The 24,633-nt window shown below is 70.4% G+C and carries 20 protein-coding genes; 7 read left to right on the plus strand and 13 right to left on the minus strand.

The annotated features are described in order from the left end of the window. Positions 1-294 precede the first annotated feature (294 nt). A complete protein-coding gene (gene yiaA / locus AC3A3J_RS05350) occupies positions 295-762 on the plus strand; it encodes an inner membrane protein YiaA (RefSeq protein ID WP_487671293.1) in 468 nt (155 codons plus the stop codon). Positions 763-894: 132 nt separating this feature from the next. Next, entirely contained in the window at positions 895-1,428 is a 534-nt protein-coding gene (locus tag AC3A3J_RS05355) for a hypothetical protein (protein WP_487671294.1), read from the plus strand. A 36-nt stretch (positions 1,429-1,464) separates the two neighbouring features. Here AC3A3J_RS05355 and AC3A3J_RS05360 read toward each other — a convergent pair whose 3' ends face one another. Next, entirely contained in the window at positions 1,465-1,968 is a 504-nt protein-coding gene (locus AC3A3J_RS05360; protein WP_487671295.1) for a DUF3253 domain-containing protein, read from the minus strand. A gap of 112 nt (positions 1,969-2,080) precedes the next feature. On the opposite strand from AC3A3J_RS05360, the gene AC3A3J_RS05365 reads away from it, so the two are divergent. Next, complete coding sequence (locus tag AC3A3J_RS05365; protein ID WP_487671296.1) at positions 2,081-2,359, plus strand: hypothetical protein; 279 nt, start codon at positions 2,081-2,083, stop codon at positions 2,357-2,359. A gap of 40 nt (positions 2,360-2,399) precedes the next feature. Here the strand turns inward: AC3A3J_RS05365 and AC3A3J_RS05370 are convergent, their stop codons facing one another. Continuing rightward, complete coding sequence (locus AC3A3J_RS05370) at positions 2,400-3,227, minus strand: helix-turn-helix transcriptional regulator (protein WP_487671297.1); 828 nt, start codon at positions 3,225-3,227, stop codon at positions 2,400-2,402. Positions 3,228-3,304: 77 nt separating this feature from the next. Between AC3A3J_RS05370 and ilvD the strand changes: the two genes are divergently transcribed. Further along, positions 3,305-5,209, plus strand: coding sequence for a dihydroxy-acid dehydratase (gene ilvD, locus AC3A3J_RS05375; RefSeq protein ID WP_487671298.1), 1,905 nt, complete (start codon positions 3,305-3,307; stop codon positions 5,207-5,209). Positions 5,210-5,216: 7 nt separating this feature from the next. Here ilvD and AC3A3J_RS05380 read toward each other — a convergent pair whose 3' ends face one another. Next, positions 5,217-6,227: a LacI family DNA-binding transcriptional regulator gene (locus tag AC3A3J_RS05380; RefSeq protein WP_487671299.1), complete on the minus strand. Its 1,011-nt coding sequence runs from the start codon at positions 6,225-6,227 to the stop codon at positions 5,217-5,219. Positions 6,228-6,419: 192 nt separating this feature from the next. On the opposite strand from AC3A3J_RS05380, the gene AC3A3J_RS05385 reads away from it, so the two are divergent. Continuing rightward, complete coding sequence (locus AC3A3J_RS05385; protein ID WP_487671300.1) at positions 6,420-12,449, plus strand: GH92 family glycosyl hydrolase; 6,030 nt, start codon at positions 6,420-6,422, stop codon at positions 12,447-12,449. Between the two features lie 240 nt (positions 12,450-12,689). Here the strand turns inward: AC3A3J_RS05385 and AC3A3J_RS05390 are convergent, their stop codons facing one another. Then, positions 12,690-13,805, minus strand: a complete 1,116-nt coding sequence (locus tag AC3A3J_RS05390; protein ID WP_487671301.1) for a M24 family metallopeptidase — start codon at positions 13,803-13,805, stop codon at positions 12,690-12,692. 26 nt (positions 13,806-13,831) lie between these two features. Continuing rightward, the gene (locus tag AC3A3J_RS05395) at positions 13,832-14,281 is read right to left on the minus strand and encodes a hypothetical protein (protein WP_487671302.1); all 450 of its coding nucleotides are present in this window, start codon (positions 14,279-14,281) and stop codon (positions 13,832-13,834) included. 159 nt (positions 14,282-14,440) lie between these two features. Here AC3A3J_RS05395 and AC3A3J_RS05400 point away from each other — a divergent pair, with 159 nt between their 5' ends. Both AC3A3J_RS05400 and AC3A3J_RS05405 read left to right on the plus strand, forming a co-directional pair. Beyond that, a complete protein-coding gene (locus AC3A3J_RS05400; protein WP_487671303.1) occupies positions 14,441-14,863 on the plus strand; it encodes an NUDIX hydrolase in 423 nt (140 codons plus the stop codon). 180 nt (positions 14,864-15,043) lie between these two features. Beyond that, complete coding sequence (locus AC3A3J_RS05405; protein ID WP_487671304.1) at positions 15,044-16,714, plus strand: GspE/PulE family protein; 1,671 nt, start codon at positions 15,044-15,046, stop codon at positions 16,712-16,714. A gap of 87 nt (positions 16,715-16,801) precedes the next feature. Here the strand turns inward: AC3A3J_RS05405 and AC3A3J_RS05410 are convergent, their stop codons facing one another. Genes AC3A3J_RS05410 through AC3A3J_RS05445 form a run of 8 tightly spaced genes read right to left on the minus strand, consistent with a single transcriptional unit; the run spans position 16,802 to position 24,631 of the window. Beyond that, the gene (locus tag AC3A3J_RS05410) at positions 16,802-18,037 is read right to left on the minus strand and encodes a type II secretion system F family protein (protein ID WP_487671305.1); all 1,236 of its coding nucleotides are present in this window, start codon (positions 18,035-18,037) and stop codon (positions 16,802-16,804) included. 2 nt (positions 18,038-18,039) lie between these two features. Next, positions 18,040-19,182, minus strand: coding sequence for a type IV pilus twitching motility protein PilT (locus AC3A3J_RS05415; protein ID WP_487671306.1), 1,143 nt, complete (start codon positions 19,180-19,182; stop codon positions 18,040-18,042). A 7-nt stretch (positions 19,183-19,189) separates the two neighbouring features. Next, positions 19,190-19,927 (minus strand): hypothetical protein, encoded by a 738-nt coding sequence (locus tag AC3A3J_RS05420; RefSeq protein WP_487671307.1) that lies wholly within the window; start codon positions 19,925-19,927, stop codon positions 19,190-19,192. After that, complete coding sequence (locus AC3A3J_RS05425) at positions 19,924-20,598, minus strand: hypothetical protein (protein ID WP_487671308.1); 675 nt, start codon at positions 20,596-20,598, stop codon at positions 19,924-19,926. The genes AC3A3J_RS05420 and AC3A3J_RS05425 overlap by 4 nt, the downstream gene beginning before the upstream one ends. Continuing rightward, complete coding sequence (gene pilM, locus AC3A3J_RS05430) at positions 20,598-21,644, minus strand: type IV pilus biogenesis protein PilM (RefSeq protein ID WP_487671309.1); 1,047 nt, start codon at positions 21,642-21,644, stop codon at positions 20,598-20,600. Before pilM ends, AC3A3J_RS05425 begins: the two co-directional genes overlap by 1 nt. Before the next feature lie 43 nt (positions 21,645-21,687). Then, on the minus strand, positions 21,688-22,503 hold the full coding sequence (locus tag AC3A3J_RS05435; protein WP_487671310.1) for a prepilin peptidase: 816 nt from the start codon (positions 22,501-22,503) through the stop codon (positions 21,688-21,690). Beyond that, positions 22,500-24,023 carry a pilus assembly PilX family protein gene (locus AC3A3J_RS05440; RefSeq protein WP_487671311.1) on the minus strand — a complete coding sequence of 508 codons (1,524 nt, stop codon included), beginning with the start codon at positions 24,021-24,023 and terminating at the stop codon, positions 22,500-22,502. The genes AC3A3J_RS05435 and AC3A3J_RS05440 overlap by 4 nt, the downstream gene beginning before the upstream one ends. Continuing rightward, a complete protein-coding gene (locus AC3A3J_RS05445) occupies positions 24,014-24,631 on the minus strand; it encodes a hypothetical protein (RefSeq protein ID WP_487671312.1) in 618 nt (205 codons plus the stop codon). The genes AC3A3J_RS05440 and AC3A3J_RS05445 overlap by 10 nt, the downstream gene beginning before the upstream one ends. Positions 24,632-24,633 lie beyond the last annotated feature (2 nt).

Raw genomic sequence — 24,633 nt, forward strand, 5'->3', positions numbered from 1 at the left:
AGGCGATCAACGGCCGCCTCGAGCACCTCCGGGGCTCCGCCCTCGGCTTCCGGAACCTCACGCACTACGCCGCAAGATCGCTGCTCGAGGCCGGAGGCTTCAGGCCCGCGCTACACCCTCGTTCGTGAAGAGCCTGTTAACAACCCTGTTAACAACTCCCGATCCGAAGTACTTCGGTATGCCTTCTGAAAACGCGTGAATCCCGGAGCGGCTTCGTGCGAGACTTCCGGCGTCCCTGCCGCCGCTCTCGACCCCGTGTGGCCCCTGCGCGCGGAACTACCGAAGGAGAAAGACGTGGACCAGCCTGCGCAGAGGGTGCCCGCTCGACCGACCGCCGCGTTCGTCGGGGCCTCCTGGGTCGCTCTGGGTCTCGGGAGTTCCCTGTTCTTCATCGGCCTGTACAACGCCTCCATGACCCTCGCCGAGAAGGGTTTCAACCTCGCGGTGTTCCTGCTCGGCATCTTCGCCGCGGTGTCGGTGCAGAAGGCGGTGCGCGATCGCGCCGAAGACGTGCCCGTCACCGGCGTCTACCTCGGCGTGGCGTGGAGCATGCTGCTCGCCGCTGTCGTGCTCTTGACCGTCGGGCTGTGGAACGCCGACCTGCTGCTGTCCGAGAAGGGGTTCTACGGGATCGGATTCGCCATGAGCCTGTTCGCGGTCGTCGCGGTGCAGAAGAACGTGCGCGATCTGGCCGCGGCCAGGGACGCGGAGCCCCCCGCGGCACGCCCTCGGCCGCCGTTGCTCCCGCCGCCGTCGCTCTGATCGATTGCCGACGTCTCCACGAGCGTCTCCTGGTGAGGGTCACCGTCCAGGGCTCGATCTGAATCTCCGTACCTCCTCCGAGTCGCGGCGCATCGCTCGCCCCGAGGACGGGCCGTCCGTAGCGTGGCAGGCATGGATACCAGACGAGGGCTCATCATGGGCGCGCTGCTGACGGTCGGCGTCGCGCTCGCCGGATGCACGGGCGAGGCGACGGATGCCGAGACGCAACCGTCGCCGTCATCGACGCCCGCGGCGACGACCCCGACCTCGACGCCGACGGCGGATGCCGAGACCGACGAGGCGATGCTGCCCCTCTCGGTCGACGAGATCGGCGAGTGGGCGGCGACCGCCGTGCCCGTGCCGGACACCGCGACGGGAGCGGGTCCGTTTTCGGGCTGGATGAGCGCGCACACCTCCGCGCACCACCGCACCGACTTCCAGTCGCTCGAGCCGGGCACGTTCCAGGGGCAGATCGCCTGCCGCGGCGAGGGCACCATCACGCTTTCCGCCGGACAGATCGATGCCGAGGCATCCGCCGACCCGGTCGCCTGCACGAACGAGACCATCGCGTTCGATGTCGTCACCACCGAGACGGGGGCGAGCATCCTCCTCGACCTGGAGGGCGATCCCACCATCTACGCGGTGTCGCTGCAGAGGGTGGAGTGAACGACCGCGCCCCTCGCTAAGTCGGGTGAGCCGCGGTCAGAGACCGGGGCCGCGGATGATCCGCACGGGGCCGCGCGCCTGATCGATGCGCACCGGCTCGCCCTTCTGGGTCACGACGATATCGCCGTGCGCGGCGAGTCCGTACGCGACGCGGCGCACGGCGTCCATGTGGTCGCGCCACGACTCCCCGCCGACGATGCGTGCGACGTCGCTCGGGCAGATCGACGACCCCTCGCGCTTTCGCACCAGAGCGCGCACGGCCGAGGCGATGCGCGCGTCGAACGCCTCACCCGCGCGGTCCTCCCACCACGGATGCCCGCGTTCGCCGAGAGCGACCTTCGCATCCTGCACGCGCGCACGCGCATCCTTCTCCGCGCTCTTAACCGCGCGTCGAGCCGACATCAACTCGTCCACCAACTCCTGGCGGAACGAGTCGGGGATCGTCGGGTCGGTGGCCCGCCAGCGTCGCCCGTCGATCACGAAGTGGTGCCCGTCGGGCGTGCGTTCGGGCTCGGTTCGGTGCTCGGTGGCGGTGGACATGCTCCCACCCTCCGCCATCCTCCAGCCGCGGTGAAGGGTCTTGACGTCGGCATCAGCCCGGTGCACGACGCCCGGCCAGCTGACGCGCAGGGGGCTTCGCTACCGTGGCGGCATGACCGAGCACACAGATCTCACCGATCCGAGTACCTTCGACCTCGCCGAGCTGTCGATCGGATTCCTCGCCCCGCCGGCCGTGTTCGACGCGCTGCAGCGACGCGTGCACGAAATGCTCGAGACCGAGTTCGAGAACGTGGTGTGGCAGATGAGCATCCTCGAGAATCTCGCCGACGACCCCGATCAGCGCGAGGCGTACGCGGGCCTGTACGAGCAGGTCGAGATCGAGTCGACGCACGGCCTCCTGGGCAAGCCGATCGCGCCGCCCGCCCCCTGACCTGCTCGCCGGTCCCCTTCACCCCCCACGCGCGACCTCGCTACTCGCGGCGGAAGAAGCGCGCGCGGGCTGCAGCATCCGCCGGGGTGTAGACGACGAGCTGGATCTCGGTCTGGTCCGACGGGCGCAGCTGATGGTGCGCGAACACCAGTCGCCCGAGCCGCGGATGCCGGAACACGCGCTCGCGCGACTCGAACCCACGCACGTCGTGGCTCTCCCACCGCTCCCGGAACTCGGGGCTCGCCTCTCTGAGCCGGCCGACGAGATCGCGGTAGCGCGGGTCGCCGAGCCGCGGGCCCGCCTCGGCGCGGAACTCGGCGAGGAACCGGCGGCTGGTGTCGTCCCAGTCGTCGAGCAGATCGCGCACCGCGGGGTCGGTGAAGATGAGCCAGAGCAGGTTGCGTTTCTCGGGCGGGGTCGTGCCGATGTTCGGGTACAGCGCCTCGTACGCCTGGTTCCAGCCGGCGACGCCCCAGTCGGGGGCGAGGGCGTAGGCCGGATGCTCGTCGAGCGCGTCGAGGAACCGCTGCACGTGCGCGGGGGCGGTCTCGACCGCGGCGCCGACCCCCGGCCGCGCGGGGGAGAACCCGGCGAGACGCAGCACGTAGTCGTGCTCGGCGACCGTGAGGTGCAGCGCGGTGGCGACGGCGTCCAGCACCTGCCGTGACGCGTTGATTTCTCTGCCCTGCTCCAGCCATGTGTACCAGGTGACGCTGACGCCCGAGAGGAAGGAGACCTCTTCGCGGCGGAGTCCGATGGTGCGCCCGCGGCCGGCGGGCGGGAGTCCGAAGGCCGCGCGGTCGAGCTGCTCCCGCCGGGCGCGCAGGAAGGCGCCGAGCTCCTTACGCTGCTCCTCGTCGACGGCCATACTCACAAACCTAGTGCTCTCACTACTAGTGTCAGCGCCGTCTTCCGGCATCCGCCCCTCCCGGCCAGGGTGGAATCATGCCGACCCCTCTTCGCTCCCGCACCGTCACCCACGGCCGCAATGCGGCCGGAGCCCGCGCGCTGTTCCGCGCCGCCGGCGTCAACGCCGCCGACTTCGGCAAGCCGATGATCGCGGTCGCGAACAGCTTCACCGAGTTCGTCCCCGGCCACACCCACCTGCAGCCGGTCGGCCGCATCGTCTCGGAGGCGATCTCGGCCGCGGGCGGCATCCCTCGCGAGTTCAACACGATCGCGGTCGACGACGGCATCGCGATGGGGCACGGCGGGATGCTGTACTCGCTGCCGTCGCGCGACCTCATCGCCGACTCGGTCGAGTACATGGTGAACGCGCACCAGGCCGACGCCCTCGTGTGCATCTCGAACTGCGACAAGATCACGCCCGGCATGCTCATGGCCGCGCTGCGGCTGAACATCCCGACGGTCTTCGTGTCGGGCGGGCCGATGGAGTCGGGCCGCGCCACCCTCGTCGACGGCTCGGTGCGCACGCTCGACCTGGTCGACGCGATCTCCGAAGCGGCGAACGACACCGTGTCGGATGCCGACATCCAGCGCATCGAGGAGAACGCGTGCCCCACCTGCGGCTCGTGCTCCGGCATGTTCACCGCGAACTCGATGAACTGCCTCGTCGAGGCGCTCGGTCTCGCTCTTCCCGGCAACGGTTCGGTGCTGGCCACCCACACCGCCCGCCGCGCGCTGTACGAGAAGGCCGGCGAGGTGGCGGTGCAGATCACCCGCCGCTTCTACGACGAAGACGACCGCTCGGTGCTCCCGCGCGAAGTCGCCAGCTTCTCGGCGTTCGAGAACGCCATGGCGCTCGACATCGCGATGGGCGGGTCGACGAACACGATCCTGCACCTGCTCGCCGCGGCGCACGAGGCGGGCATCGACTTCGGTCTCAACGAGATCGACGAGATCTCGCGGCGCGTGCCCTGCTTGGCGAAGATCGCCCCGAACCCGGCGTACGGCCGCATGTACTACATGGAGGACGTGCACCGCGCCGGCGGCATCCCCGCCGTGCTCGGCGAGCTGCGTCGCGGCGGTCTGCTGAAGGACGACGTGAGCACCATCCACTCGCCGTCGCTCGCCGCGTGGCTCGACGACTGGGACATCCGCGGCGGCCGCGCGACCGACACGGCGAAGGACCTCTGGTTCGCCGCTCCCGGCGGGGTGCGCTCGTCGAGTGCGTTCTCGCAGTCGGAGCGATGGACGGCGCTCGACGAGGATGCCGAGAACGGATGCATCCGCGATGTCGATCACGCGTACTCGGTCGACGGCGGACTGGCGGTGCTCCGCGGGAACCTCGCCGTCGACGGCGCCGTCGTGAAGACCGCCGGTGTCGACCCGTCGATCCTGGTGTTCTCGGGGCCGGCGGTGGTCTGCGAGTCGCAGGAGGAGGCGGTCGCGAAGATCCTCGGCAAGAAGGTGCAGCCGGGGGACGTCGTCGTGATCCGGTACGAGGGACCGAAGGGCGGTCCCGGCATGCAGGAGATGCTGCACCCGACGTCGTTCCTCAAGGGTCGCGGACTCGGCAAGGTGTGCGCGCTGGTCACCGACGGCCGCTTCTCGGGCGGGACCTCGGGGCTCTCGATCGGCCACGTCTCGCCCGAGGCGGCGTCGGGCGGCGTGATCGCGCTCGTCGAAGACGGCGACATCATCTCGATCGACATCCCGACACGCGCAATGACCCTCGAGGTGAGCGAGGCCGAGCTCGAGGAGCGCCGTGTGCGCCTGCTGGATGCCGGTGGCTACCGGCCCGTCGACCGTCAGCGCCCCGTGTCGCTCGCCCTGCGGGCGTATGCGGCCATGGCGACCTCGGCCGACCGCGGCGCCGTGCGCGATGTCGAGGCGGTCGAGTCCGCGATGCACGAGCAGGAGGTGCGCCGGGCCGCCTCGCTCGTCTGACCCCGGGTCAGCGCGGGGCGGTCGAGCGTCGTTCGAGGAGGCGCATGGGCACCGTGACCGCTTCGGGGTCGCGGGTGCGGTCGCCGAGGCGGGCGAGGGCGAGGCGGGCGGCGCAGCGACCGAGCTCCTCGACGTCTCCCGCGACGACGCTGATGCCGAGCACGCGGGCCCACTCCGGGTCGTCGAAGCCGATCACCGCGGGCGCGGCATCCGATTCGGCGATCTCCTCCATCGCGCCGAGCAGGATGCGGTTGTTGCCGGCGACGATCGCGGTGGGGGGCTCGTCGAGCGCGAGCAGCTCGCGCACGCAGGCGCGCGACGAGGCGACGTCGTGCGCATCGGTGCGCAGCAGGTCGCGCCACTGCACCCCGGAGGCGTCGAGCACATCGCCCATTCCGGCCAGGCGCTGACGGTAGGTGGGCAGCCACGCGTAGTCGCCGATGAACGCGATGCGGCGGTGTCCGCGCTCCAGCAGGTGCCGGGCGACGAGGCGACCTCCCTCGCGGTTGTCGAACACGACCGAGTCGGCCGCGAGTCCCTCGGCCGGGCGGTCGACGAACACGACCGGGATGCCGCGGGCCTGCAGCTGCGCGTAGTCGGAGTGGTCGGTCATCGCCGAGACGGTGATGACGGCCTTGGTCTGCCGGTCGGCGAGGTCGTGGGCGACCCGCTGCTCCTGCTCGGCTGACTCGCGCGAGTTCGCGACCGAGAGGTGCATGCCGCGTGGGCGGATCTCGTCTTCGACGGCCTGCGCGAGCGCCGAGTAGAAGGGGTTCGTGAAGTCGCCGGTGATGAGGCCGATCGAGTCGGCGAGACGTCCGCTCGCGAGGAGGCTGGCCGCGGCGTTGCGCTGGTAGTCGAGCTCGGCGGCGGCCGCGAGCACGCTCGTCAACGTCTTCTCGCTGACGTACGACTCCCCGCCGAGTGCGCGCGAGGCGGTCTTGAGGCTGACGCCGGCGCGCGCGGCGACCTGCGCGAGGGTGGCGCGCGGGGCGACCCCGTCTTCGTGTGATGTCATCGTGCTCCTGCGGCTCCGAGCGATCTGCTCATTATGACGGGTCATCCGATGCCTCCCCCTCCTTCCCCACGGGGCATCCGCTGTGATAGCGTCTCGACGTATGACAGCGATGTCATAAAACCATGCCGGCCGCGGCCCCATCCGGGCTGCGGTCGGCGAACGACACACTGCAGTGGAGTTTGAGGAGCAACCATGACGGTTCCCCATTCGAGGAACGCACGACCCGCGGGTCGTATCTGGGCGGCCGCCGGCGCCGCGATCACCGTGACAGCGGCCATGCTGACGCCGCTGTCCGCGGCAGCCGCACCGGGGGGCACGTTCTCGTCGTCCTTCGAAGCGGCGGATGCCGCGCCGCTGCTGACCGGCACGGGACAGCCGGTCAACGTCACCGGCGACCGGTTCGCCCCCGGCAGCATGCTGCCCGCGGTGAAGAACGTCACCGCATCGGCGCAGAACGCCCCCAACGAAGCCGCCGCCTTCGCGGCCGACGGCAATGCGTCGACCAAGTGGCTCGCCTTCGTCAACAAGGGCTGGCTGCAGTACGAGCTCACCGCCGCACAGCCCCTCGCCCGCTACACCCTCACCTCGGGCAACGACGCGCAGGAGCGCGACCCCAAGAACTTCCGCGTGCTCGGCTCGAACGATGGCACGAACTGGACTCCCGTCGACGAGCGCACCGGCGAGCTGTTCACCGGCCGCGGCCAGACCCGCACCTTCGAGCTCGCGCAGCCGAGCGCGCCGTTCCTCTACTACCGCCTGGACGTGCTCGAGAACCGCACCCCCACCACCAACCTCATCCAGCTCGCCGACTTCGAGCCCATCGCCGCCGGCGACGGCGCCGCGACCCCGAGCGACCTGCGCCTGACCGTCGGCAACGGGCCCACGTCATCCGACACCGCCAAGACCGGCGTCGGCTTCACCGGCACCAAGGCCGTGCAGTACTCCGGCCGCCACCTGGGCGCAGGCGCCGCCTCGTCGTCGACCACCCTGTACGAGAACGTCGGCACCGCGATCGGCGATGACACGCAGCTGTCGTACACCGTCTTCCCGATCCTCGACGGTGAGCAGACCTACGCGGCCACGTTCGTCGGCGTCGACATCACCTTCACCGACGGCGGACGACTCTCGACCTCCGGTGCGACCGACACCTACGGCTACCTCGCGAACGCGCAGGAGCAGGGCCGGTCGAACCGCCTGTGGCCCAACCAGTGGAACAAGGTGACCGTCGACCTCGGCCAGTTCGAGGGGCGCACGATCGACGACATCGTGTTCACCTACGACCACCCCGGCTCCGACGTGAAGAACATCGAGGTGCCGACGGCCGCGACGTCGTTCAGCGGATGGCTCGACGACGTGTCGATCGAGGCGGCCACGCCCATCGACACCAGCGACGGCCTCGTCTCGTACGTCGACACCCGTCGCGGTACGAACTCGACCGGCGGCTTCTCGCGCGGTAACAACTTCCCCGCGACTGCGTGGCCGAACGGCTTCAACTTCATCACCCCGATGACGAACGCCGACAACACCGGAACGATCTACCAGTATCAGCGGGCCAACGACGCGCAGAACCGACCGGGCCTCAACGGCATCGGGTTCTCCCACCAGCCGAGCATCTGGATGGGCGACCGCAACCAGCTCGCGGTGATGCCCGCCGCCAACGGCTCCCCCACGTCGAGCCTCTCCGGCCGCAAGCTCACGTTCACGCACGAGAACGAGACTGCGCGCCCCGACATCTACGACGTCACCTTCGACAACGGCATCCGCACCGAGGTGACCGCCACCGACCACGGCGCGATCTACCGCTTCACCTTCACCGGCGACACCAGCTCGGTGCTCGTCGACCAGCTCGTGAACAACTCGAAGCTCACCATCTCGGGCAACACGGTCAGCGGATGGGTCGACGGCGGATCGGGATGGCCGGGCCGCACCCGCATGTTCGTCTACGGAACGTTCGACCAGACCCCGACCACGGCCGGCGCCACGACGGTCGGCGACCGCAACGGCACCGCCCGGTACGCGGCGTTCGACACGACTGGGAACAAGACGGTCGAGCTGCGCATCGCCTCGTCGTTCATCTCGCAGGACCAGGCGAAGAAGAACCACGGCTTCGAGGTCGAGGGCGTCTCGTTCGACGCCGCGCACGCCGCCGTCAAGGATGCCTGGAACGACCGCCTCAGCGTCGTGCACGACGTGAAGGGCGCGACGGACACCCAGCTCGTCACGCTCTACTCGAGCCTGTACCGGCTGAACCTGTACCCGAACTCGCAGTTCGAGAACACCGGCACCGAAGAAGCGCCCGTCTACAAGTACGCGAGCCCCGTCGCCGGCACCACCGGCTCGGCGACCGACACCCAGACCAACGCCAAGATCGTCGACGGTGAGATCTACGTCAACAACGGTTTCTGGGACACGTACCGCACCGCGTGGCCGCTCTACTCGCTGCTGTACCCCGACGTGACCGAGAACCTCGTCGACGGTTTCGTGCAGCAGTACCGCGACAGCGGATGGATCGCGCGCTGGTCGTCGCCGGGCTACGCCGACCTCATGACCGGCACCAGCTCCGACGTCGCGTTCGCCGAGGCGTACCTCGCCGGCGCCCTGAGCACCGAGACGGCGCTCGAGGCGTACGACGCGGCCGTCAAGAACGCCACCGTGCTGCCGGCATCCAACGCCGTCGGCCGCAAGGGCCTCGGGCAGTCGATCTTCCTCGGGTACACCGAGGCGTCGACGCACGAGAGCGCCTCGTGGGGCCTGGAGGGCTACATCAACGACTTCGGCATCGCCGAGATGGCGAAGAAGCTCGCCGAAGACCCCAACACCCCGGCCGACCGCGTCGCGCAGCTGCAGGAGGAGGCCACGTACTTCGAGGCCCGCGCCGAGCACTACGTCGAGATGTTCAACCCCGAGGCGGGCACGTTCACCTCGCGCAACGCCGACGGCTCGTGGACCACGGGCGCCGACTTCGACAAGAAGGCGTGGGGCGGAGCGTTCACCGAGGCGAGCGCCTGGACCTTCGGGTTCCACGCCCCGCACGACGTCGACGGTCTGGCCGCGCTCTACGGCGGCCGCCAGGGTCTGCTCGACGTGATGCACGCCTTCCTCACCGAGCGCGAGAAGGCCGACTACTCCGGCATCCACGAGGCCCGCGAGGCGCGCGACGTGCGCCTGGGCATGCTCGGCATGTCGAACCAGATCGCCCACCACATCCCCTACGTGCTGGCCGAGGCCGGCGACCCGTCGGGGGCGCAGGAGCTGATCCGCGACATCCAGGACCGTCTGTTCATCGGCGACGACATCGGCCAGGGCTACCCCGGCGATGAGGACAACGGCGAGTTCTCGGCCTGGTACGTCTTCTCGGCCCTCGGGTTCTACCCCCTCGAAGTCGGCTCCGGCGACTACACCGTCGGCACGCCGCTGTTCGACAGCGCGACGCTGTCGATCGGCGACACCGAGCTCGTGATCAACGCCCCCGGGGCATCCGAGGGCAAGGACTACGTGGCGGGCGTGAGCCTCAACGGCACCGCCGTGACCGAGACCACCTTCGACGGCGACCTGCTGCGCGAGGGCGGACGGCTCGACTTCACGATGAGCGACAGCCCGTCGGCATGGGGTGCGAAGGATCTCGGCGAGGAGCTCGAGACCCCGAAGACCCTGGTCGACGCCACCAAGTCGGGGCGCGGAGTCCTCACGGCCGCCGACGGCACCCCCGTCGGGTCGCTCGTCGACGACAACATGAACTCGAAGGTGACGTTCGGCGGCAAGACGGCCGAGCTCACGTGGACCTCGCAGTCGGGTCCCGTCTCGATCGGCCAGTACACGCTCACCAGCGGCACGAAGGCGAACGCGCCGTCGAGCTGGACGCTGGAGGGCTCGCTCGACGGCACGACGTGGACCGAGATCGACGCGCGGAAGGGTCAGTCCTTCCAGTGGGACACGCAGACCCGCCCCTTCACGGCGGCGAACCCCGCCGGGTTCACGAGCGTGCGCCTGACGATGACGACGGATGCCGACGCGCTCGCGCTCTCGGAGGTCGAGCTGTTCGCCTCCGCCGCGGCCGCCGACGGCCTCTCGATCTCGGCCGGCGCTCCGCAGCGCGTGGCCGTGGACACGGAGTTCACCGGTTCGATCGCGACCATCGTCGGCACCGAGACCGAGGCGTCGGGCTACGACGTCACGGTCGACTACGGCGACGGCACGACGGTCGACGACGTCACGCTCACCCGTGACGAGCTGGGCGGCTGGAAGGTCAGCGCCCCGCACACCTTCACCGCTCCCGGCACCTACTCGGCGGCGATCACGGTGCGCGACTCGACCGGAGCCGTCGCCCAGGCGACCGCCACGGTCGAGGTGTTCCGCGACGAGTCGCTGACCGGCGCCTTCAACAACGTGTGCATCGGCGACCTCGGGGTCACGGCGGCGAACTGCGACTCGCAGGGTCACGGCTACTTCCGCGACAAGCTGGCCGCCGACGGATTCGTGCAGGGGCAGACCCTGACCGTGCCGAACACGACGCTCACGTACGACCTGCCGGCGATCCCCGCCGGTCAGCCCGACAACATCACGGGCGAGGGTCAGACCGTGAGGGTGTCGCTGGGCGACGGTGCGACGCAGCTCGCGTTCATCGGCACCGCGACCGAGAGCAACCGCGACTCGCAGGCCACGCTGAACTTCACCGACGGCACCACGCAGACGGTGACGATCAGCCTGGGCGACTGGGTCGGAGCATCCGGCAACCCCTACAAGGGCAACACCGTGCTCACCATCTCGGAGGGTCGCCTCTCGGGCACCGGTGCCGAGTCGGGCGGAGCCAAGAACACGGCGATCTACGCCACCGCCCCGGTCGCCCTGGCGGTCGACGGCAACGGCGCGCCGAAGGTCGTGGAGTCGCTGACGATGCCCGATGAGCCGGGCGAACTGAACGACGGTCGCGTGCACATCTTCGCCATCGCCTCCGACGGCGACCGCGCCGCCGCCGCACCGCTCCAGGTCACGGCCGGCTCGGTCGACGGCCAGGTCACCGGTGAGGAGTTCGATGCGGCACTCGCGACGATCGCCGGCGGTCAGGGCGAGACGACGGCGAACGTGAACTGGGGCGACGGCACTCCCGTCTCCGCGGCCACGATCGTCGACGGCACCGTCACGGGCACCCACACGTACGCCGCGGCGGGCACCTACACGGTGACGGTCACGGCCGACGACGGGGTGACCTCGGCGAATGCGCAGCTGCAGATCGCGGTCGTCGACCCCGAGCCCGTCTACACCCCGGAGATCCAGGCGCCGACCGGTACGGTCGCACCGGGAGACACCGCGGTCATCACCGGTACGGGCTTCGCTCCCGGCGAGAACGTGTCGGTGCGCATCGACGACGCGGCGCCGGTGGGCGTGAAGGCCGACGGCGACGGCGGCATCCGTGCCGAGGTGGTCGTGCCGGTGGATGCCGTCGACGGAGCGCACCCGGTCGTCGCGCTCGGCGACGTGTCGAAGGTCGAGGCGCGGGCATCCGTGCAGGTCGCCGTCGACCCGACCGCTCCGCGCAACACCTCGGTCGCGCTCGCCGCAGGGACGGACGACCCGGTCGCCGGCGAGTCGGTGGCGCTGATCGCGACGGTGAAGCCCGCGGGTGCGGCCGGCAAGGTCGAGTTCCTCGAGGGCGAGCAGATCGTCGGATCCGCCGAGGTCACGGGCGGCACGGCCACGGCCGACGTCGTCATCGCGACCTCGGGCGCGCACACCTACATCGCCCGGTTCGTGCCGGCCGATGAGGACGCGTTCCGCGCATCGGAGTCGTCGCCCCTGACGCTCGAGGTGCGGAGTGCTCCGGTGCTCGAGGCCGAGATCTCGGTCAGCGCGAAGAGTGTCGTGCAGGGCGGCACGGTCGAGGTCATCGGTCGCGGCTTCGCGGCGGGCGAGAAGGTGTCGCTCACGCTGAACTCCGACCCGATCCTGCTCGCCACGGTGACCGCAGGTGACACCGGTGCCTTCCGCGCCGTGGTCACGATCCCCGCGAACGCCCCGGTCGGCGACCACACGCTGGTCGCCCTCGGAGCGGACTCGGGCCTGTCGGCCGAGGCGGCCCTCGCGGTCACCGCGGCCCCGGGTGCCGGCGGTGGCGGACTCCCCGCCACCGGTGGAACGGTTCCCGCCGCAGCCCTCGTGGCGCTGCTCCTGCTCCTCACCGCGGGAGGCGTGCTCGCCGCACGTCGCCGCCGCGTGGAGTCCTGACCCCTCCCCATCCCCAGAAATGAAGAGGCCGTCCTCCATCCCCAGGGAGGGCGGCCTCTTCGCCTGCGCCTGCGCCGGTGCGCGGTCGCGGTCGTCCTGCGGGCGAACTGCAGGCTCCGGCGGCGGATGCAGGCGATTCGTGCAGGATCCGGCCTGCACTTCGCGCGGGTGCCTGCAGTTCGTCGACCGGGCGCTGAGGCAGGAAACCCCCGCGAGGCGGGGTCAGACCGCGAGGCGGGGTCAGACCGCGCGCAGCGCGTGCGCGGCGGTGTTGAGACGCTCGCAGCCGTCGGCGGTGAGCACCACGATGTCCTCGATGCGCGCACCCCATTCGCCCCCGAAGTAGATGCCGGGTTCGATGCTGAAGGCCATGCCCTCGCGCAGCACGAGATCGTTGCCGGGGGCGATGTACGGCTCCTCGTGCACCGACACCCCGATGCCGTGCCCGGTGCGGTGGAGGAAGGCATCCCCCAGGCCGGCGTCCGCGAGAACCTGACGGGCCGCAGCGTCGACCTCGGATGCCGTCGCCCCCGGGCGCGCGGCGTCGACGGCGGCCTGCTGGGCCCGCACCAGCACGGCGATACGCTCCGCAGCCTCGGGCGACGGCTCGCCCACCGCGTAGGTGCGGGTGCTGTCGGAGTTGTAGCCGCTCGGCACCGCTCCCCCGATGTCGACCACGACGATGTCGCCGTCTTCGATCACGCGGTCCGACACCTCGTGGTGGGGGTCGGCGCCGTTCGGACCCGACCCGACGATCACGAACTCGACGGTCTCGTGACCCTCCTCGACGATGGCGGCGGCGATGTCGGCGGCGACCTCGCGCTCGGTGCGCCCGGCGCGCAGCCACTCGGGTACCCGGCGGTGCACGGCGTCGATCGCGTCTCCGGCACGGCGCAGCTCGGCGACCTCGGCCGCATCCTTGATCATGCGGCCCTCGCGCAGTACGGGCGTCGCGAGTTCCAGGCGCACGCCGAGGCGCTCGCCGATCGGCACCACGTGCAGGGCGGGGAGGGCGTCCGACACCCCCACCCGCGCGGCCGAGCCGACGGCCGTCGCGACGAGGTCGTAGGGGTTCTCGCCGTCGACCCAGTCGGCGACCGCGAGTCCGAGCGACCCGACGGCCGTGCTGCGCACCTTGGCGAGCTCCATGCGCGGCACCACGACGGTCGGGTCGCTGCCCGGGCCGAGGATGAGCGCGGTCAGACGCTCGATCGTGTCACCCTCCACGCCCGCGAGGTACTGCAGGTCGGGTCCCGGTCCGACGATCACGGCGTCGAGCCCCGCGTCGGCAGCGAGGGCGGATGCCCGTTCGAGACGGGCGGCGTACACGGCAGGGGCGAAGGGCGGGGTGCTCACTCTCTCCACGCTACTCCGGCGCGGGGTCAGCCGACGGCGAGGCGGATGCGCTCGGTCAGGGCCTTCCGGTTCGCCGCCGTCAGCTCGAGCAGGGCGTACGCGGTCGGCCACATCGTGCCGTCGTCGAGGTTCGCGATCGGCTCGAACCCGAAGGTGCCGTAGCGGACCTTGAACTTGCTCGCGGGCTGGAAGAAGCACAGCACCTTGCCGTCCTTCCCCCAGGCGGGCATGCCGTAGTACGTGCGCGGTACGAGTTCGGGCGCGACCTCGCTCACCAGGTCGTGGAGGGCGAGCGCGAGCTTCTTGTCGTTCTCGTCCGGCAGCTTGTCGACGGCCTCGCGCAGGTCGGCCTCGCCGGCGGCGCGCTGCTCTTCGGGCGACTTCTTAGCGCGCGAGCGCTTCGCCTTCGCCTCTTTCGCCGCGGCCTGCATGGCCTCCCGCTCCTCGGCGGTGAAGTTCTTGGTGTCTTCGGCCACGGCCGGCTCCTTCGCAGCAGGTGGATGGCGGCACCCGGAGAGACGTCGGTGCCGTCTCTCTCATGATGACGTTCGCGGTGCCGCGCCGTCCAGCGTTCACAGGGCGGGGGCGGCGTCACATGCGCATTTCGCGGCATGAGCGGGGGATAGTGTGAGCGCATGGACCTGCGTGTCGCGGCGTATGCGGTCGTCACCGACGACGACGACCGGCTGCTGCTCGCGCGGTGGATCGAGGGTCGACGCGTCGCCTGGACCATGCCGGGCGGCGGTCTCGAAGACGGGGAGTCGCCTGAGGATGCCGTGCGCCGCGAGCTGCGCGAGGAGACCGGCTACAGCGTCGAGGTCGGCGAGCTGCTCGGCATCCACTCCCGCGTGATCCCCGCCGGGCGCCGCGTGCACAAGGCCGACGCCCCGCTGCACACCCTCCGCATCGTCTACCGTGCTCGCGTGCGCGGCGGTCGTCTGCGTTTCGAGACCGACGGCTCGACCGACATGGCGGGATGGTTCACCCGCTCGCAGGTCGCGCAGCTGCAGCGCGTGAAGCTCGTCGATATCGCGCTGCGCATGGCCGGCATCTTCTGATCCCGACCGGGTCGCCCTCCTGCCTCCGGGGGTGCATGACCGGCTGCACGGAATGTTCACGGATGCAGGGTGACACCGGCGGTTTCTCCGTGCAGGTGTGCGAAGTCCGTGCATCCGGCCGGGCCGCCGCCCGGCACCCGCCGAATAGGATGGGATCCGGCGGGGATGCGAGGGATCGACATGCACGACATCATTGCGCAGACACTGCTGCAGAGCGGTGCGGTGCGGGCCGACCAGCTCGATGCGGCGGTGGCCGCCGTGGGCGAGGGGCCGCAGCTCTCGGCGCATCTCGTGCAGGCGCAGCTGATCACCCCGACGCAGCTCGCCCACGCGGTCGCCACGGCGCGCGACCTGCCGTTCACCGACATCGCGAACCGCGATCTCGACCCCGAGATCGTCGCGCTCGTGCCGGGATCGCTGTGCCGGCGGTACCAGCTCATCCCGCTCGAACGACGTCGGCGCACCATCGTGGTGGGTATGGTCGATCCGACCGACATCATCGCGATGGACGACGTGCAGTCGGTGACCGACATGACCGTGCAGCCGGTCGTCGTCAGCAGCGACGGCCTGCGGCAGGCGTTCGAGCGCTACCTGCGCTCCGACGAGGAACTCAGCGACCTCTCCGAGCTGCTGGGCGAGACCGCCGCCCCGGGCGCGACGGCCTTCACCGAGTCGCTGGACGATGCCGACAGCGACGCCCCGATCATCCGCTTCGTCAACCTGTTGATCACCCAGGCGATCAACGACCGCGCAAGCGACATCCACATCGAGCCGGGCGAGCATCAGCTCACCGTGCGCTTCCGTATCGACGGCGTGCTGCACGAGATGCAGCGGGCCGACCGTGCGATCCAGGACGGCGTGATCTCGCGGCTGAAGATCATGGCATCCATCGACATCGCCGAGCGGCGCCGCCCGCAGGACGGCCGCATGTCGGTCTCGCACGAGGGCCGTCAGGTCGACCTCCGCGTCGCGACGCTGCCGACGGTGTGGGGCGAGAAGATCGTCATGCGCATCCTCGACAACTCCGGCACGGCGCTCGCGATGAGCGACCTGCACTTCGGGGCGCGCAACGAGGCGTCGTTCCGCGACGCGATCGGTCGCCCGCACGGCATGGTGCTCGTGACCGGGCCGACGGGGTCGGGCAAGTCGACCACCCTCTACACCGCCCTGACCACGGTCGCGAACCCGAGCGTGAACGTCATCACCGTCGAGGACCCGGTCGAGTACCGCATCGCGGGCATCAGCCAGGTGCAGGTCAACCCGCGGGCGGGGCTGACGTTCCAGTCGGCGCTGCGCTCGATCCTGCGCTCCGACCCCGACGTGGTGCTGGTCGGCGAGATCCGCGACCACGAGACCGCGAACATCTCGATCGAGGCGGCGCTCACGGGCCACCTCGTGCTGTCGACCCTGCACACCAACGATGCGCCGAGCGCCCTGACGCGCCTGATCGAGATCGGCAGCGAGCCGTTCCTCGTGGCCACCGCCCTCACTGCTGTCGTGGCGCAGCGGCTCGCCCGTCGCCTGTGCCAGAAGTGCCGCGTGCCGGTGACGGAGTCTGCCGCGGTGCTGGCGGGCATCGGCTTCCCGCACGATCCGTCCGACCCGCCCACCCTGTACCGCGCCGGCGGATGCACGGCGTGCTCGGGCACCGGCTACCGCGGGCGCATCGCCGTGCACGAGGTGATGACGGTGACCGAGGAGCTCGAGCAGATGGTGGTGTCGAGCGCGACGGGCACCGACATGCGGCGCGTGGCCCTGCAGCAGGGCATGACGAGTCTGCGCGACGACGGCTGGTCGAAGGTCGCCGAGGGGCTCACCACGATCGAGGAAGTGCTGCGCGTCACGATCTGACGGCGGCGGGCCCGCGCGTCGCTCGCGAGCGGATGCTGCGCCCGCGAGCGGATCGCGCGGCGGTCGGATGGCGCGGCGATCGGATGCTCAGCCCGAACCGAGTTCGCCGTAGATGGTGAAGATCGGCAGGTAGAGCGAGATCACCATGCCGCCGATCAGGATGCCGATGCCGACGATGAGCACCGGTTCGATCGTCGAGGTCAGCTGCGAGGTGGCCGTCTCGACCTCGCTCTCGTAGAACTCGGCGATGCTGGTGAGCATGTCGGGCAGCGACCCGGACTCCTCGCCGACCGACACCATCTGCGACACCATCGGCGGGAAGACCTCGGCGTTCGCCAGCGGCGCCGCGAACGAGCGCCCCTGCCGCACCGACTCCTGCACGGCGAGCACCGCCTGCTCGACCCGGTGATTGCTGCTCGCCTCGCCCACGATCGACAGGGCCTGGATGAGCGGCACACCGGCGTTGAGCATCATCGACAGGCTGCGGGCGAAGCGCGCCACCGCGATCTTCGTGTTCAGCGGTCCGAACACGGGCAGCTTGAGCTTGAGGGGGTCGACGACACGGCGCACGCGCTCGGTGTGCTTGTTGCGCACCCACCAGATCCATCCGCCGATGCCGAGCACGGCGAGCAGCGGAAGGATCCACCCCATCTGGTTCGAAAGGGTGACGATGATCTGGGTCGGTACGGGCAGGTCGGAGCCCAGGCCCTCGAACATGTCCTTGAACACGGGCACAACGAAGGTGACCATGGCGAGCACGCCGAGGATGGCGATGATGAGCACCACGATCGGATACGTCGTCGCAGCTTTGATCTTGTTCTGCAGCTCGGCTTCGCCCGCGTAGGTACGGGCGATCGACTGCAGCGATTCGCCGAGGAATCCGCCGGTCTCGCCGACCCGGATGATGCTCACCATGAGCGGCGGGAACACCTTCGGCTGGTTCGCCATCGCGGTCGACAGCGCGGCGCCGCGCGCCACCTCAGACTGCACCGTGACGAGGGCCGACCGCAGCACCTTGTCCTCGGTCTGCTCCGAGAGGATGACCAGCACCCGCAGCAGGGGCAGGCCGGCGTTGACGAGACCGGCCATCTGCTTCGCGAACACGGCGAGCGATTCGGTCTTGACCCGCTTCTCGAACCCGGGGATCGTGATGTCCTGGTTGAGGCCGGTCTTCGAGACCTCGACGACCTCGAGGGGAATGAGCCCCTGCGCTCGCAGCTTCGCGACCACGGCGCTCTGCGACGCGGCCTCGAGCGTGCCCTTCACGATCCGCCCTTGAGCGGAGTCGGCCGCGCGGTACGAGTACTCCTCGGTGACGGCCATGGCTACTGCGTCCAGCCCAGCGTCTTGTGCTCGTCGGCGTGCATCGTCCAGGCATCCGCGTCGAGCTCGCGCGGTCGCACCCGCACGTCGTCGAGGTCGCGCGGGTCGGCGGCGAAGGTGCGCGCGACCTGCTGCGAGACGATGCCCTCGCTGACGAGCCGCTTGAGGTCCTGATCGAGGGTGTGCATGCCCTGTCCGGAACCCGCCTGCATCGCCGAGTAGAGCTGTGCGACCTGTCCTTCGCGGATGAGGTTGGCGACGGCCGGGGTGTTCACGAGCACCTCGGTGGCGATCGTGCGGCCGTTCTTCTGCGCGAGGGGCAGGAGCGACTGGCTCAGCACGCCCTGCAGCGTGTCGCCGAGCTGGGTGCGCACCTGGTTCTGCTGGTGCGCCGGGAACGCGTCGATGATGCGGTTGATCGACTTCGCCGCACCCTGGGTGTGCAGGGTCGACAGCACGAGGTGGCCGGTCTCGGCGGCCGACAGCGCGGTCTGGATCGACTCCGGGTCGCGCAGCTCGCCGACGAGGATGACATCGGGGTCCTGGCGCAGCACGCGGCGCAGCGCTTCGGCGAACGAGCGGGTGTCGCTGCCGATCTCGCGCTGGTGCACGAGCGAGCGCTTGCTCGTGTGCTGGAACTCGACCGGGTCTTCGAGCGTCACGATGTGCGCGGGCCGCGTCTCGTTGATGATGTCGACCATCGCGGTGAGGGTGGTCGACTTGCCCGAACCGGTCGGACCCGTCACCAGCACCAGTCCGCGGGGGCGCAGGGCGAGGTCACGGGCGATCGCTGGGGCCCCGAGCTCGTCGAGCGAGAATGCCCGGGTCGAGATGAGGCGCAGGGCGACAGCGGTGTGCCCGAGCTGACGGAACACGTTCACGCGGAAGCGCCCCACGCCCTCGACGGCGTACGCGAGGTCGACCTCGCCGTGGTCGTCGAACTCGCGCGCCTGGTCGGTGGAGAGGATGCCGCGGAGCACGGCGTCGAGCCAGTCGCCCGGCAGCGCGAACTCGATGCCCGGCACCGGGGTCAGTGCGCCGTCGACGCGGATGAGGGCCGGATGGTCGGCCGTGAGGTGCACGTCGGATGCACGCTCCGCCGCGGCGCGGGTGAGCAGGGCGTCGAGGGTGAGGGGCTGGCTCATCGGATTCTCACTTCTGCAGCAGAACGAGGCTGCGGGCGTTGACGGTCAGGCGGAGCTCGCCCTCTTCTTCGGTCAGCACGGCTTGCTCGATCGTGAGCAAGCGGTCGTCGTCGCGGAGCGCGTCGAGGAACCGGGCCGCCTGCGCGGCATCCCCCAGCGTCACCACGAGCGTGAACGGCACCATCTGCCGGGGGTCGACCTCGACGGGCGCCGGCGTCTCGGCGGTGGTGCCGTCGGCGGTGGTGCCGTTGGCGGTCGCGTTCGGGTCGGCGGCGGGGTCGGTCGCAGCGTCGGTCGGAGCGGGGGCGGCGGCGCCGTCGGTGGCCGCGGCGTCCGTGGTGGCGTCGGGCGCCGCAGTGGTGCCGTCGGTGCCCTCGGGGTCGGCGGTCGGCGGCAGCCACGCCTCGGCATCGGCCGCCGTGATCGTCTCAACGGTGACACCGCCCGTCGCTTCCACCGCCTCGCCGACGAGCTCGAACACCTCGTCGTTCAGCGGCGTCGCGGGAATCTGCGCGCGCAGCGCGGCGAGCTCGCGCTCCAGGTCGCCGAGCTGCGTCTGCTGGCCCCGCAGCGTCTCGACCTGGATGTCGTAGACGTCGTTCGTGGCGGCGATCTCGTCGGCCTGCTGCTCGGTCGCCCGCGCCTGATTGAACGTGGGCAGGGCCACGAGCAGGATGCCGAGGGCGAGGACGACGACCACCGCGAGTCCCCCGGCGAGGTTGATGAGCTGGCGCGACAGGGTCATCCCTCGTCCTCCTCGGTAGCGGGTTCGGGCGCGAAGCGGCCGGAGTAGGCGTCCTGAGTAGTCACGACCGTCAGTTCGTAGCGGTAGTCGCCGCCGCTCTCCTCCGCCCGGAGCTCGCCGCCGTCGGCGGTGAGCACCATCGGTAGGGTGCGGATGCCGCGCACGGCAGGGAGGATGTCGAACGGGACCGGGCTCGACAGCGTCAGCAGCACCGTCGCGCCGGGGGCGCTCGCCGCATCGGCGGCATCCGCATCCGGACCCGCCCCCGTCGTCACGTCGAACCCGACGATGCGGACGTCGGCGGGCAGTGTCTGGGCGACGGCGTCGACCAGCCGCGCCCACTCGAAGTCGGGGAGCATCGCCTCCGCGCGGAAGGCCTCGAGGTCGTCGAGTGTACGAACGGTGTCTCCGACCTCCGACAGCGCGGCGATCTCGGCAATGCTCGCGTCGGTGCGGGCCCGTTCCGAGGCGAGTCGCGTCTCGGCGACGATGCGCAACGCCATGGCACCCGAGATCACGAGCACCGTGACGAGGGCGGCGGCCAGCAGGCCGATCCCCCACCGGCGCAGCAGACCGCGGCGGTATCGCCGTTCGAGTTCGGCGGGCGGCATGAGGTCGACGCGGGGCATCCCCCCGACGACGAGCATCGATCCGGGTGTCGCGCGGGCCATCAGATCCCCTCTCCGAAGACCACGCCGAGCGTGCCGACGAGGTCGAGCGCCAGCTCGGCATCCATCGGTGCCTTCATGGTGGCGAGCGATGCGAGGTCGACGAGGTCGACGCGAATGGCGAGCAGCTGCGCCAAGGCGGCCTGCACGCCGGTGATCGCCGCGCCGGCTCCGCTCAGGTGCACGCTCGTGACCGGCGCCGCCCCGGGGCGGCTGTCGGCGAACTGCACCGTGCTGCGCACCCGGCGCACCATGTCGACGACGGCGGGGTCAGTGGCCTCGGCGATCGCGACGTCTCCGCGCATCGACGCCCGCGATCGCAGGGGAGCCACGTCAGACAGGGAGGGTGGCGTGAAGGTCTCGACCTCGACCTGCTCGTCGGCGTCGTCGCGCTGCGCCTCGGCGCGCGCGCGGGCAGCCGTCGTGGGCACGTCGATCGGGATTATGCGCACGAACAGCGGGATGCCGTCGCGCACGACCACCACGTAGGTGGTGTGGTCGGTGATGTGCACCATCGCGACGGTCTCGCCCGGCGCCGCGCGCCCGGCGGCGATGCGGGCGAGGCCGAAGGGCATGAGGTCGACGCTCTCGACCTCGAGTTTGGCTGCGGTGAGCGTCGACACGAGCTGCTCGACGGTCTCGGCGACGGCGGCCACGAGCAGTCCCGTCACCTGATCGCCCGACTGCGACGCCGGGTAGAAGTCGAGCACGGCCTGGTCGATGGGCACGGGCAGCAGGTCCTGCACCTGGAAGGGCAGCGCCTGGCGCAGCAGTCGCGGATGCACCGCCTGCGTCGTGTATTCGCGCACCAGGATGCGGCGGCTGCCGAGGCCCAGCACGACCGATCGGCTCTTGAAGCCGGCGCGCGACCACAGCTGACGCACGGCGAGGGTGACGGCTTCGGCGTCGAGCACCTCGGAGTCGTGGGCGGCGTCGGGAGGAAGGGGGACGGATCCGGCCGCGAGCAGCACGGGCACGCGCCCGGTGCGCACCTCGACGGCGCGCACGCTCTCTTCGGTGATCTCGAGACCGATGACGGTGCGGGTCATGGGGTGCCTCGTCTCTCGTGCGTCGCAGGGGGCGGGGCGGGGGTCATGCGTCGACTCCGATCAGTCGCAGGTACCAGGCCGCGAGCGGGTCACCGGCGACGATGCCGATCCACGCGCCCAGCAGCATCCAGGGGCCGAACGGAATGGCCGTGCGGCGGTCGGCGTTCCCCCGCACGAGCAGCGCGATGCCGACGATGCCTCCGACCACGAAGGCGGCGAAGGCCCCGACGACGAGCGGCCCGGCCCCCAGCCAGCCGAGCACGAGCCCGACGACCGCGGCGAGCTTGACGTCTCCCCCGCCCATGCCGCCGGGGCGCACGACGCTCAGCAGGAAGTAGAAGAAGAACAGGGCGACGGCGCCGAGCGCGGCACGCAGCAGGGCCGCGAGGTCGCCGTCGACCAGAGCGGCCCCGGCGAGGAGCATCCCGATGACCGCGAGCGACGGCAGCACCACGGCATCCGGCAGCCGCCGAGTGTCGAGGTCGATCGCGGTCAGTGCAATACCGGCGGCCGCGAACCAGGCGTAGGCCGCGAACAGCAGGATGCCGACCACGATGTCGTCTGGGCGCAGTGCGAGCAGCACCCAGGCCGCGACCCCGGCGAACGCGAGCCCGGTGCCGAGCTCGACGAGCGGGTACCGGCGCGAGATGGGTTCGCGGCAGGCCGCGCACCGGCCGCGCAGCGCGATCCACGAGACGACGGGCACGTTCTGCCACGCACGGATGGGCGCCTCGCACCGCGGGCAGCGGCTGTCGGGCAGCAGCGACGCGCCCACGGGCACGCGCGCGACGACGACGTTGAGGAACGACCCGATCACGAGGCCGAGGAGGCCGGAGAAGACGACGAGCACCGGGGTCATGGGATGTCCCGCTGCGAGATGAGCGCGCCGACGGTGCCGCCGCTCGGCGTCGACGGGATGGTCGACGTGGGCGACGACGGCATGCCCGGAAGGGCGATCGGCGACCCGTAGAAGTGGATCCCGCCGCCGTAGTTGAACTTGCCGCCGTAGAACGAGCCCTTCCAGGTGTCGTTGTTCATACCGGCGATGTCGATCGTGCAGGGGGTGTAGGCCATCGCCGTGATCGAGGTCGACATCACCGTGCCGTTGATCTTGATGTTGCCCGCACCGCCGGCACAGGTCACCGCATCGTCGTCGACGGTGTCTTCGACGATGAACCACACGCGGGGCGGCGTGGTGACCCCGGGCGCTGCGGTGAAGGTGAGCTTCGTGAGGTCGTAGCTCTTCGCGAGCAGCACGAGGTCGCTCTTCAGCTCGACGACGGGCGCGGTGCCGCTGTTGGAGCTGAGGTTCGTGCAGGCGCGGGCGTCGAGGATGGTGGGTGTCGTCGCGGCGCCGAGCGACTTCCAGCCGTCGGCCGGGTAGCTGTTGAAGTACGAGCAGGTGTTGTCGCCGCTGCCCGATGCGGCGAGGGTGCGCGCGGTGAAGGTGCCACCCTCGTACGGTTGCCAGTCGCTGAGCTTGTACTTGTAGTCGAACCACTTGGCGAAGGTGGGTGCGGTGGGCGGAGTGACGCTGTCGAGGTACGTGACACCGCCCGCGACCGATCCACTGTCCTGCTTGTAGGTCTTGTTCTTCGGCAGGGTCAGCGACCCGGCGATCTTCGTGCTCCCCAACGACACGTTGCCGCCCGAGATGACCTTGCCCCCGATGGTGTTGCCGTTCCAGCCGAAGTTGGCGCCGCCTCTGACGTGGATGTCTCCCCCGACCTGCTGCACGCGGTTGTCGGCGGTACCCGTGGTGGTCAGCGACTTCTCGATGCGATCGGATCCCACCGACATCTGGGCGGTGCCGCCGGCGATGACCGACCCCTTGATCGTGCATCCGCCGGTCGATGAGAGGTCGCCCGCGACAATGATGTTCGCCGGGATCGGCGCCATGCAGGTGAAGTCGCCCGACGGGATCACGATGCTCAGCAGCGAGCTGTCGATGGAGTTGGTGATGGTCTCGTGAGAGAACGTCGTGTCGCCGAAGAAGATCATGTCGGCGCCGGTGCCCGCCGTGCCCGACGAGTAGCTGAAGGTCGCCTCGGTCTTGGTGCGTCCGCCGTTCTCCCCCGTGCCCGTGACGGTGAAAGTCACCCGGCCCGAGCCGCACACGCTCGTCACCCGGAACTTCGGCGCGGTGGTCGACGCGATGTCCATGCCGCAGGCCTGTCCCGTGCGCTTCGCCTCGGCGAGCCCGGTCGCGAGGCCCGCGTCGGCGGCGGCGCGTGACTGCGCCGTATCGCGGCTTCCCGCGAGGCCCGAGGTCGTGTTGGTCACGATGGCGGCGAGGGCGAGGCCGGTGATCGTCAGCACGAGCATGATCACCAGCACGGAGACGAGGGCCGATCCCTCGTCACGGATCTTCACCAGCATGCGGGAATGCTCCCTTCCGACTTCGCCTGCGCGGTCGCGGCGGAGGTGATGTCGACGGATGCCTCGCCGACCGTGACGCGGTAGCCGATCGACACCGAGTCGGAGCTGCTGAGCTCGAACGGAGAGCCCGCGGCCTTCGTGCCGACGACGCCCCTCGCCAGCACCGCCCATCCGGTGGTCGCGGTGCCGACCGGAATCGCCGAGGCGGATGCCCGGTACCGCAGTTCGCCCGACTGCAACGCCCAGGCGCGGCACTCCCACAGGCTCGCCCCGGTCGCAACGACCGCACGCAGCTGCGCCCCGTCGACCCGCACGATCGCGGCATTGCGCACCGAGGTCTGGAGCGACTCCGAGACGACCTGAGCCGTGCCGGTGGCGGCGTCGCGGTTGCGAGTCTGCTGGCCGGCGGTGAGGGTGGTGGCGAACAGGGTCGCGAGGAGCCCGAGGAACAGGGCGCTGAGCAGGATGTACATGATGAGCTCGACGAGCGTCATGCCCGCGTCGTCGGCGAGCGGGTGCGTCGCAGGTCGTGCCGCGGGGCGTGCGGTGGTGCGGCGCGGGGATGAGGTGCGGCGTCCGGATGAGGTGCGGTGGGCCAAGGACGTCATGG

It is taken from the genome of Microbacterium sp. Soil_N32, assembly GCF_057655505.1.